The following is a 10040-nucleotide window of genomic DNA, read 5'->3' as shown; positions in this document are numbered from 1 at the left end:
GCGATTGGACGGGCCCGGGCCATTGCTCGCGGTGATGGTGTAGGTGACCGAGCCACCCGGCGTGGCCGTGGTCACCCCGTCGGTCTTGGTGATGGACAGATCGGCCTGGGGAGTGAGTGTGTCGGAGTCGGTGGCGCTGTTGTTGGCAGGGACAGGGTCGTTCACGGCGGACGTCACTGTCGCGGTATTGGTCAGTGTCCCGGTCGCCGAACCGTTGATCGTGGCGCTGACCGTGTAGGTGACCGATCCCCCCGCCGGCAGGTTGACGCTGTCATTGATGTTGCCGCTGCCCGCCGCCGTGCAGGTGCCGCCGCCCGCGCCCACGCAGGTCCAGGTGCCGGTGAGCACGGCGGGAAACGTATCCGCCACCGTCGCGCCAGGGGCATTGGACGGGCCGGCGTTGCTCGCGGTGATGGTGTAGGTCACCGATCCGCCCGGGACGGCCGTGGTCACGCCATCGGTTTTGGTGATGGACAGGTCCGCATCTTGGGCATGCACTGTGGTCGCAGCCACCGTGGCCAACAAGAACGCAGTGAGCCACAGCAAAACACGTTGGAGCATGGGGAAGTCCCGAGTCGGAGTGGAAGGGTGGCAAAGTGTAACGCCACGTTTCTACCCTGAACTTTCACGCACGGAGGCGCACGCCAACCCCAGTCCCGCGCTGGAAGCGCTTGATCCGCGCTCAACGCACCGGCAGGAACTGCAGGAAGGTGCCGCCCACAATGCCCTGTACATAGCTGATGGCCGCGCGGCGGTACTTTTCGGTGGTCAGGGCGGCAAGCAGGTCAAGGCGCGCGATGACCTTGCCAAACTCACGCTCGAAGCTCAGGTTGCGGCCCTGGGGCCCGATTTCGTCCGCCAGCAGCAGCGGCTGGCCTTGGGCATTGCGGCGCTGGGCCAGCAGCCACACCGCGCTTTCCACATTGCGGGCGGCGTTGTAGAGGTGCTGTGCATCCACACCGTCAAGCAAAAAGAACTCCGTCTTGCCGCCATGGGCTGTGATGATCATGTCGGCCGTGGCATGGATGAAGGCGGCCACGCGGTCCCCGGTGAACTCCGGCGCCAGCGCAAAGCCCATCGCGGCGATGTCGCGGCGCCCTTGCAGCGGCGCCCAGGGCTGGCGCTGCAAGATGGCCACGCGCACCTGCTCGGCGGCGTGCTCGCGGCTGGTGGTGCTGGTTTTTCGCCATTCGGCGGGGTTGCGGCGATAGAGCTTGTCCATCAGCCGGAACAAGCCTTCCAGGTTCTCCTGCATGGCCAGCGTGGCCAGCCGGTTCATGTCGGACTGGGCCAGTTCGGTGGGCGAAGCAGATGCGCCCTTGACCTCGCCGCGTGGTGTGGGGGCGCTACCCGCACAACCCGCGAGCATGGCGCACAGCAGCGCACAGGACGACATCCACAGGAGAGAAAAGAACGGCCCACGCATGGGGCCGATTATCGGGCGCGGGTGGTGGTCCAGGCGGCTCGCCAGCGCCCGTTAACACTGTTTGAAGATCTGGGCGACCCAACCCTCAGGCGGCGGCCATGGCCGAGGCTGGCAGGCCGAACAGATGGTCAAACACCCAGTTGAAGACAAAGGTGTAACACAGGAAGAACACGATCAGCCCCAGGTCCATCACGAAAGCGTGCCACAGGCTGATGCCGAACCACCAGGCAAACAGCGGCACCAGCGTGAAGACCAGCCCGCCCTCAAAACCAATGGCATGCGCCACACGCCGCGCCACGCTGCGCCCCCGCACGGGCTGGCGCGCTTCCCAGCGCTCAAAAGCCCAGTTGAAGACGATGTTCCAGACGATGGCAATCACCGAAGCCGCCACAGCCACCACGCTCGAATGGCCCGCGCCCTGGCCCGAGAGCAAGGCGAGCCCGGCCGTGGCCGCCGCGATGGCGATCAGTTCGTACAGGCTCACGTAGATCAGTCGGCGCTTGAGTCCTTGCAGGCCGAACAGGGTGGGTTTCTTGTCCATGGCTGGGACTTTATGTGCCTGCGGCTGATATATAAAGTCAGCTTATTTCAGTTTATTTGATAGATCACGCGCATGGCCTTCTCTTCAGACAGCGTGCAGGTGTTTCTGGCGGCGCTCGACCACGGCTCGTTTTCGGCCGCAGCGCGGGCGTTGTCGCGGGTGCCGTCGGCTGTCAGCATGACCATTGCCCACCTGGAGGCCGAGCTCAATGTGCAGCTGTTTGACCGCAGCGGCCGCGAGCCCCGGCCCACGGCGGCGGCGCGCGCGCTGGAGCCGCAGGCCCGATTGCTGGCGGGGCAGCTGCAGCAGCTCAACGCCCAGGCGCTCGCGCTGACGCAGGGCCTGGAGGAGCGGCTGACGCTGGCCATCGCCCCCGAGCTGCTGGCCGCCCGCTGGACGGGCCCGCTGGCCACGCTGGCGTCGGAATACCCGCTGCTGCAGGTGGAGGTGCTGACCGCCCCGCAGGTGGATGCCCTGGCGCTGCTGCACAGCGGCCGCGCGCAGCTGGCGCTGGTGTTCGAGCGGCCCAGCATCGACGGGCGCGAGGGGTTTCAGGAAGTGGGCACCGAAACCCTGGTGGCCGTGATGGCGCCGGACCACGCGGTACTGCAGGGCGCGCGCGCCTCGGCCCTGGCGCGGGGCGAACCGCCCGAGCGCGCCATGCTGCGCGAGGAGCACCTGACCACCACCCGCCAGATCGTCGTGGCCAGCCGCGACCTGGCGCAGACCGACCCGCGTTTTGTGTTTGCCCGCCACCACTGGCGCACCGACAACCACCTGGCCGCGCTGGGCCTGATCGAGGCGGCACTGGGCTGGGGCTGGCAGCCCCGTGCACTGGTGCAGCCGCGCATCGAGGCGGGGCGGCTGGTGGAGATGCCGTTCGAGAACCTGAGCAATGGCACCGCACTGTGGGTGGATGTGGTGTGGTCCAAGGAGCGGCCCCTGGGCCTGGGCGCTGCGCGTTTTGTGGCGTTGATGGGAACGGTGGCCAAGGCAGAGCCCCGCTGAGCGTCGCCGAGGAGGCCGGGCGCTGGCGCTCGAACCAGAAGCGGAACCCCGACCCCGACCTGGAAAGCATCGGAGCATTACCACAAAAGCAAATGCGAATAGTTTGCATTTGCAATGATAATGGCGACCTTTGGTCCGCAACCCCGCCTGTGGCCCCGCTCAGCAAGACCCCTCTGCCGTGCGGCGGCTGGCACGGCGCGCGGCAGCAAGCCCCGCCGTTTTTTCTTTACCGATCTGCACCATGCATCCCTCGATTTCCCGGCCCCCACGGCAGTCTGCCGTGGTGCGCGCCACCCTGGCGCTGTGCGCCTTCACGGCCAGCGCCGCCATGGCCCAGACGGCCCCCACCGCCCCATCGTCTCCACAGACCGACACCACCACCAGCCCCGCATTGTCGGAAGTACAGGTGCGTGACACCTCTGCCGCCACCGGCTACCAGGGCGCCCAGCGCAACACCGGCGCCACGCGCACCGACACCCCGCTGATCGAAACGCCACAATCCGTGCGCGTGGTGCCCCAGCAGCTGATGGAGGACCTAGGCGCGACACGCCTGGCCGACACGGTGGACTACGTGAGCGGCATCACCCGGCTGAACGACTTCGGCGGCACGTGGGACAACTACGCCATCCGCGGCTTCAGCAACACCGACGGCGGCCAGTTGCTCAACGGCTTTGCGTCCAACCGGGGCTACGGCCCGCAGCGCGACGTGAGCTCGGTGGAGCGCATCGAATTCCTGAAGGGCCCGGCGGCCGCGTTGTACGGCAGCAGCGAGCCGGGCGGCACGCTCAACATCGTCACCAAAAAACCGCAGTTCACCGCTGCCCACAAGGCCGGCGTGCAGGTGGGCGGCCAGGGCTACCGGCGTGCCACGCTCGACACCACCGGCCCGCTGGGTGCGGATGTGGCCTACCGCCTGAACGTGGCGGCCGAGGATGGTGCGAGCCGCACCGCGCTGGTGGACAACCGCAAGCTGGTGGTGGCCCCGTCCCTCACCTGGAACCTCGGCGCCAACACGGTGCTGAACTACGAGGCGGAGTTCATCCGCGTCCGAACCCCGCTGGACCGGGGCATCGTGCAGGTGCGGGGCAACGTGGGCGCGCTGCCGTCCGACCGCTACCTGGGCGACCCGAGCCGCCCCAACCTGCACGTGAACGGCGACACGCACCAGGTGACGCTGGACCACGACCTGGGCCAGGGCTGGCGCACGCGCGTGGGGGCGTCCTACCGCGAGACGGACCTGTATGGCGCCGCCGTGGACCTGACCGGCGCGCTGGCCGCCGATGGCCGCACCCTGACGCGCCGCGACAGCTGGCGCAGCCTGCCTGCGCGCGATGCATCGCTGCAGGCCGAGGTCGAGGGCAAGCTGCGCACCGGGGGCCTCGCCCACACCGTGCTGGCCGGCATGGAGACCTGGCGCCTGACTGCCGCGCAGGACATCCGCTACTCCAGCCTGGCCAGCCAGCCGTTTGCCATCGACATCTACAACCCGGTCTACAACCAGCCCGTGGGCAACCTGACCCCAGGCTTCGACCTGGTGGATCGCACCCGCGCCACGGGTCTGTTCGTGCAGGACCAGATCGACCTGAGCGAGCGCTGGAAGCTGCTGGCCGGTGTGCGCTTCGACCGCTTCCACCAGGACAGCGAAAACCGCCTGGCCACCACGCGCCAGGTGCAAGACCATTCGTCCGCCACGCCGCGTATCGGCGTCACGTACCTGATTGATGCGAACACGTCCGTCTACGCCTCGGCCGGGCGCTCGCTCCGCCCCAACGCAGGCACCGACGAAAGCGGCCGCGCGTTCGACCCGCAAAAGGGCCAGGCGCTGGAGCTGGGCGCCAAGTGGCAGTCGGCCGACCAGCGGCTGAATGCGAGCGTGGCGCTGTTCGACATCCGCAAGACCAACGTGCTCACGCGCAGCCCCACCAACGCCAACTTCAGCATCGCTGCGGGCGAAGTCCAAAGCCGGGGCCTGGAGCTGGATGTGGCCGGGCAGATCGACGCCCATTGGCGCATGACGGCCAACATGGCCTACACCGACACCGAGGTGACCCGCGACAACAACACCGCCCTGCTGGGCAAGCGCCTGCTGAACGTGCCCCGCGTCAGCGCCGGGCTGTTCGCCATCCGCGAGGACCAGGCCCCCTGGGGCGGCCGCTACGGCGTGGGCGGCGGCCTGGTGCATGTGGGCGAACGCACGGGCACCGCCACCGACACCTACCGGCTGCCCGCCTACACCACGGCGCGCATCACCGGCTACTGGCAGGTGGACAAGCGCACGCGCCTGACGCTGGATGTGCACAACCTGTTCGACAAGACCTACTACACGGCGTCGTGGGGCGCGGTCACCGTCATCCCGGGCCAGCAGCGGCAGGTGGTGGCGGGTGTGCAGGTGGCTTTTTGATATAAAAATGGCCTCTACCGCTTGGTAGGAAAGCGCTAACAGCTATTGAGTCAATAGCACCCCTGGGTAGCGTGCTGGGCTGGCGGCGCAAAGGCTCTGCGCTCACCGTCCTCGGGCACCCACACCCGGTGCGCCCAGCCGCCCTGCTGCGCCAGCGCCCGCACCGCGTCGCGGGTGGTGGGGCAGTGGTCCAGCGCCTGCAGGTGGTTGACCACCAGCGTGCCCGGAGTCAGCGCGGCAGCCTCGGCCATGTCGGCGGCGTCCATGAGGATTTCCGCGCCGACATCGAAGCGCGCGCCGCCTGCGGGCAGCACCGCCACGTCCGGCCGTAGCCGCGCCAGGCAGTCGCGCACGGCGGTCGTCAGCAGCGTGTCGCCCGCCAGGTACACGCTGGGCTCGCCGGGCAGCTCCAGCACGTAACCGTGGCCATGCTCCATGAAGCGCGCAATCCAGCCCCGTCCGTGCACGCAGGCAATCGGTGTGATGTGGCCGCCCAGCGCGAACGGCTGGCGCTCCGGGCCCGACAAAGGCAACACCACGAGGCCCCGCTGCGCCAGGTAGCCCGCATCGCGCGGCATGCAGACCACCGGGATCTGCCGCTCGCGCAGAAAGCGCTTGCCCGCGCTGTCCAGGTGGTCGAAGTGGCCGCGCTGGCAGTGTGTGATGAGGGCGTGGGTCACGCGCTGCAGCAGCGCGTCCGTGCCCTCGGGCAGCTCCACAATAGGGTTGCGCTGGCGCCCGGAACCCAGATAGCGCAACGCGGGCAGGCTGCCCCGGGGGGCGAGCATGGGGTCCACCAGCAGGCCCACGGGGCGACCTTCTGCAGAGGTGAATTCAAGAAGCAAGGTGGCGTTGCGCAATTGGGTGATCTGCATGGGGTGGGCTCCGAAGCCAGTGGGTGTGCAGTGGATTGTTGGGATTCGAGCGCCTGGCGAGAATGGCCTGTTTTGACAATTTCTTTCCATTTCAAGCCATACCATCTCGCCGAATGCCCCGTGCCGCCACCACACCCTCACCACCCCTGCGCCTGGCACTGCTGCTGTACCCCGGCTGCATGCCCGCAGGCCTCTTTGCCACCGCCGACCTGGCCCGCGCCGCGAACCTGCGCGCGCAGCGCGCGGTTATCACCACCTGCTGGGCCGGTGCAGACCAGCAGCCCGTGCCCACTTGGCAAGGCCCTGCCCTCACGCCCAGCGTGGCCCTGGCGCAGGCCGAGGTGGACGCGGTGCTGGTGCCCGGCCTGTGGCTGTCTTCGCCCGATGGACTGCAGATGCCGCAGCTGCAACAGCAGATCGCGCCCGCCATCGCGGCACTGCGGGCCCTGCCCCGCCGCACCCAGGTGTGGAGCTATTGCGCGGGCGTGGCGCTGGCAGCGGCCAGCGGCCGGATGCGCGGGCGCGGCGCCACGGCCACCTGGTGGCTGCGGGCCCCGCTGCAGCAGCAGTTTGGCGCGGTGCACTGGCGCTTTGACGAGCCTTTGGTGGAAGACGGCCCCATCACCACCGCTGCAGGCGCCAACGGCTACCTACCCCTGATGCTGCACGCGCTGGCAACGCGCCTGGATGCCGCAGCCCTGGCGGATCTGCAGTCGCTGCTGATGCTGCCCCGCCCACGCACCACCCACCCGGCGTTTGCCGGGCATGACCTCATGGCGACAGCCGACGCCGAACTGCGGCGCGCGATGCTCTGGGTGCAGCGTTGCCCCGCCAGCGCCCTGCGCCTGCCCGCGCTGGCCGATGCGCTGGGCCTGTCGCCCCGCACGCTGGCGCGGCGGGTGCAGGCGCACACGGGTCTTTCTGCCGCGCACTGGATGCGGCGCATCAAGCTGCGGCAGGTGAGCGAGGCCCTGTGCGACACACCCCTGCCGCTCAAGCGCATTGCCGAAGACCTGGGCTTTGCCAGCGAGGCGGGCCTGCACCGCGCTTTTCAGCAGGCCACGGGGCAGACGCCGCTGGCCTACCGCATGGCGCACGGCTGAGAAGCTACGAGCGAGCCCGCCACACCCTCGGGCACTTCAGCGCCGGGGGGACGGAGCGAAGTCACGCGCCGCACGTTTTGCGAACCGTTGGCACACCACCGCCGGGGCACAGTGTTCCAATGGGGCCATCTGCCGCATTGCCCGGAGCCCCCATGCCGTTTCCCCTTGATTCGAGCCAATCCTCCCTGTGGCAGCGCTGCCTGCCCTGGCAACCCGGCCCCGCCGAGCCAGCAACCCAAGGGCGGCGCAGCAAGGCCCCACCGACTGCCGTATCGCTGGAAGATTTCGACCCTGGCGCCAAACCGTTTTCGCTGGGCAGCAAGTCCGAGGACAAGGCGGCGGTCGATGCACTGGCTGCCGAGCTCGACACGCTGCAGAACCTGTTCTACGCAGACAAGCGCCACAAGCTGCTGGTGGTGCTGCAAGGCACCGACACCTCGGGCAAGGACGGCACGATCCGTGGCGTGTTTGGCCGCATGAGCGCCCTGGGCGTGCACGCCGTCGGCTGGAAAGCCCCCACCGAAGCCGAGCGAGCCCACGATTACCTCTGGCGCATCCACCAGCAGGTGCCGCAGGCGGGTGACATCACCGTGTTCAACCGCAGCCACTACGAGGACGTGCTGGTGCCCGTGGTCAACGGCTGGATCACGCCCGCGCAGCACCAGCAGCGGCTGGCGCACATCAACGACTTCGAGCGCATGCTCAGCGAGACGGGCACCATCGTGCTCAAGTTCCTGCTGCACATCGGCTTTGACGAGCAGCGCGAGCGGCTGCAGGAGCGCCTGGACGACCCCACCAAGCACTGGAAGTTCAGCATGGGCGATATCGAGGTGCGCAAGCAGTGGGCGCAGTACCAAGATGCCTATGGCACCCTGCTGGCAGCCACCCACACGCCCTGGGCCCCTTGGACCATCGTGCCTTCCAACTCCAAGACCCACCGCAACCTGATGATCGCCACGGTGCTGCGCGATCTGCTGCAGAACCTGGACCTGCGCTACCCCGCCGGCGACCCCGCGCTGGCCCGTTTCACGGTCGAATAACACCTTTGTGCGGCAGTGCACCACGCTGCCTTTTCAGCACATCCATTAGCCATACTTTTGCTGCAGTGCCGCATTGGGCGGTGTTTTCCCGCGGTTATGCATTATTTGCATAGCACCCAAACACTACGGCCTTAGACAGCGTGCGGCGGCAGGCATAAGCTTCGCAGCCTGAACTGATCCCACAAGGAATTCACCATGTCTTCACCCACTGGTGCTGCTGGCACCACCCACACCCTGCCCTCGTATCTGCAGGCCGACCACCTCGGCCCCTGGGGCAACTACCTGCAGCAGGTAGACCGCGTCACCCCCTACCTGGGCAGCCTGGCGCGTTGGGTGGAAACGCTCAAGCGCCCCAAGCGCATCCTGATCGTGGACGTACCGATCGAGCTGGACAACGGCACCATCGCCCACTACGAGGGCTACCGCGTGCAGCACAACCTGAGCCGCGGCCCCGGCAAGGGCGGCGTGCGTTTCCACCAGGACGTGACGCTGTCGGAAGTGATGGCCCTGTCGGCCTGGATGTCGGTCAAGAATGCCGCAGTGAACGTGCCCTACGGCGGTGCCAAGGGCGGCATCCGCGTGGACCCCAAGAAGCTCTCGATGGGTGAACTGGAGCGCCTGACGCGCCGCTACACCAGCGAGATCGGCCTGCTGATCGGCCCCTCCAAGGACATCCCCGCACCCGACGTGAACACCAACGGCCAGATCATGGCCTGGATGATGGACACGTATTCGATGAACACCGGCGCCACCGCCACCGGCGTGGTCACCGGCAAGCCCGTGGACCTGGGCGGCTCGCTGGGCCGTGTCGAGGCCACCGGCCGCGGCGTGTACACCGTGGGTGTGGAAGCCGCCAAGCTGACCGGACTGGCGCTCGACGGTGCCCGCGTGGCGGTGCAGGGCTTTGGCAACGTGGGCGGCATTGCCGCCAAGCTGTTTGCCGAAGCAGGCGCCAAGGTGGTGGCCGTGCAGGACCACACCGGCACCATCTTCAACAGCAAGGGCGTGGATGTGCCCGCGCTGCTGGCGCATGTGAAGACCCGTGGCGGCGTGGGCGGCTTTGCCGGCGCCGACGTGATGAAGCCCGAGGAGTTCTGGGGCGTGGACTGCGAGATCCTGATTCCTGCCGCGCTGGAAGGCCAGATCACCAAAGACAACGCAGGCCAGATCAAGGCCAAGCTCGTGATCGAAGGCGCCAACGGCCCCACGACCACCGAAGCCGACGACATCCTGCACGACAAGGGCGTGCTGGTGCTGCCCGACGTGATCGCCAACGCCGGCGGCGTGACGGTGAGCTATTTCGAATGGGTGCAGGACTTCTCCAGCTTCTTCTGGAGCGAGGACGAAATCAACGCGCGCCTGGTGCGCATCATGCAAGAGGCTTTTTCCGGCATCTGGCAAGTGGCCCAGGAGCACAAGGTGAGCCTGCGCACCGCCACCTTCATCGTGGCCTGCCAGCGCATCCTGCATGCGCGCGAAATGCGCGGACTGTATCCGTGATTCCCACTGTGTCGCCTTCGGCGCCTTCCCCCTGAGGGGGACGCCACCCGTGGCCTGGCAAAGCCAGTTCCACGGTGGCACTGGTCTGGATTGAGCACTCTCCACAGGCCCTGCCGTCATCCGTGTCTCCCGCCCCACCCCGGCGG

General features: G+C 67.9%; 9 protein-coding genes. 5 read left to right on the top strand and 4 right to left on the bottom strand.

The annotated features are described in order from the left end of the window. From ARADN35_RS0120130 to ARADN35_RS0120120, 3 genes are all read right to left on the bottom strand, one after another. Positions 1 to 561: DUF11 domain-containing protein (locus ARADN35_RS0120130; RefSeq protein WP_010465371.1), on the bottom strand; the 561-nt coding region annotated here is incomplete at its 3' end. A gap of 121 nt (positions 562 to 682) precedes the next feature. Then, complete coding sequence (locus ARADN35_RS0120125; RefSeq protein WP_010465369.1) at positions 683 to 1426, bottom strand: hypothetical protein; 744 nt, start codon at positions 1424 to 1426, stop codon at positions 683 to 685. Between the two features lie 85 nt (positions 1427 to 1511). After that, positions 1512 to 1967 carry a PACE efflux transporter gene (locus ARADN35_RS0120120; protein WP_010465366.1) on the bottom strand — a complete coding sequence of 152 codons (456 nt, stop codon included), beginning with the start codon at positions 1965 to 1967 and terminating at the stop codon, positions 1512 to 1514. 72 nt (positions 1968 to 2039) lie between these two features. Here ARADN35_RS0120120 and ARADN35_RS0120115 point away from each other — a divergent pair, with 72 nt between their 5' ends. Together ARADN35_RS0120115 and ARADN35_RS0120110 are read left to right on the top strand one after the other, a co-directional pair. Further along, positions 2040 to 2975: a LysR family transcriptional regulator gene (locus ARADN35_RS0120115; RefSeq protein ID WP_010465364.1), complete on the top strand. Its 936-nt coding sequence runs from the start codon at positions 2040 to 2042 to the stop codon at positions 2973 to 2975. 241 nt (positions 2976 to 3216) lie between these two features. Continuing rightward, positions 3217 to 5376 (top strand): TonB-dependent siderophore receptor, encoded by a 2160-nt coding sequence (locus ARADN35_RS0120110; protein WP_081474678.1) that lies wholly within the window; start codon positions 3217 to 3219, stop codon positions 5374 to 5376. Positions 5377 to 5426: 50 nt separating this feature from the next. Here ARADN35_RS0120110 and ARADN35_RS0120105 read toward each other — a convergent pair whose 3' ends face one another. Beyond that, entirely contained in the window at positions 5427 to 6251 is an 825-nt protein-coding gene (locus ARADN35_RS0120105; protein WP_010465361.1) for an MBL fold metallo-hydrolase, read from the bottom strand. A gap of 113 nt (positions 6252 to 6364) precedes the next feature. Between ARADN35_RS0120105 and ARADN35_RS0120100 the strand changes: the two genes are divergently transcribed. From ARADN35_RS0120100 to ARADN35_RS0120090, 3 genes are all read left to right on the top strand, one after another. Beyond that, a complete protein-coding gene (locus tag ARADN35_RS0120100) occupies positions 6365 to 7354 on the top strand; it encodes a GlxA family transcriptional regulator (RefSeq protein WP_010465359.1) in 990 nt (329 codons plus the stop codon). Positions 7355 to 7506: 152 nt separating this feature from the next. Next, positions 7507 to 8394, top strand: coding sequence for a PPK2 family polyphosphate kinase (locus tag ARADN35_RS0120095; RefSeq protein ID WP_010465357.1), 888 nt, complete (start codon positions 7507 to 7509; stop codon positions 8392 to 8394). Between the two features lie 195 nt (positions 8395 to 8589). After that, a complete protein-coding gene (locus tag ARADN35_RS0120090) occupies positions 8590 to 9894 on the top strand; it encodes a Glu/Leu/Phe/Val family dehydrogenase (RefSeq protein WP_010465354.1) in 1305 nt (434 codons plus the stop codon). Positions 9895 to 10040 lie beyond the last annotated feature (146 nt).

The sequence above is a fragment of the Acidovorax radicis N35 genome, from assembly GCF_000204195.1.
GTDB lineage: Bacteria > Pseudomonadota > Gammaproteobacteria > Burkholderiales > Burkholderiaceae_C > Acidovorax > Acidovorax radicis.
Note: the sequence above shows the minus strand (reverse complement) of the source record. Positions and strands in the feature narration are given on the sequence as shown.

What these genes read in the sequence shown, in the direction of transcription:
- ARADN35_RS0120125 (WP_010465369.1), bottom strand. Translation starts at nt 1,426, where the DNA reads ATGCGTGGGCCGTTCTTTTCTCTCCTGTGGATGTCGTCCTGTGCGCTG.
- ARADN35_RS0120120 (WP_010465366.1), bottom strand. Translation starts at nt 1,967, where the DNA reads ATGGACAAGAAACCCACCCTGTTCGGCCTGCAAGGACTCAAGCGCCGA.
- ARADN35_RS0120115 (WP_010465364.1), top strand. Translation starts at nt 2,040, where the DNA reads ATGGCCTTCTCTTCAGACAGCGTGCAGGTGTTTCTGGCGGCGCTCGAC.
- ARADN35_RS0120110 (WP_081474678.1), top strand. Translation starts at nt 3,217, where the DNA reads ATGCATCCCTCGATTTCCCGGCCCCCACGGCAGTCTGCCGTGGTGCGC.
- ARADN35_RS0120105 (WP_010465361.1), bottom strand. Translation starts at nt 6,251, where the DNA reads ATGCAGATCACCCAATTGCGCAACGCCACCTTGCTTCTTGAATTCACC.
- ARADN35_RS0120100 (WP_010465359.1), top strand. Translation starts at nt 6,365, where the DNA reads ATGCCCCGTGCCGCCACCACACCCTCACCACCCCTGCGCCTGGCACTG.
- ARADN35_RS0120095 (WP_010465357.1), top strand. Translation starts at nt 7,507, where the DNA reads ATGCCGTTTCCCCTTGATTCGAGCCAATCCTCCCTGTGGCAGCGCTGC.
- ARADN35_RS0120090 (WP_010465354.1), top strand. Translation starts at nt 8,590, where the DNA reads ATGTCTTCACCCACTGGTGCTGCTGGCACCACCCACACCCTGCCCTCG.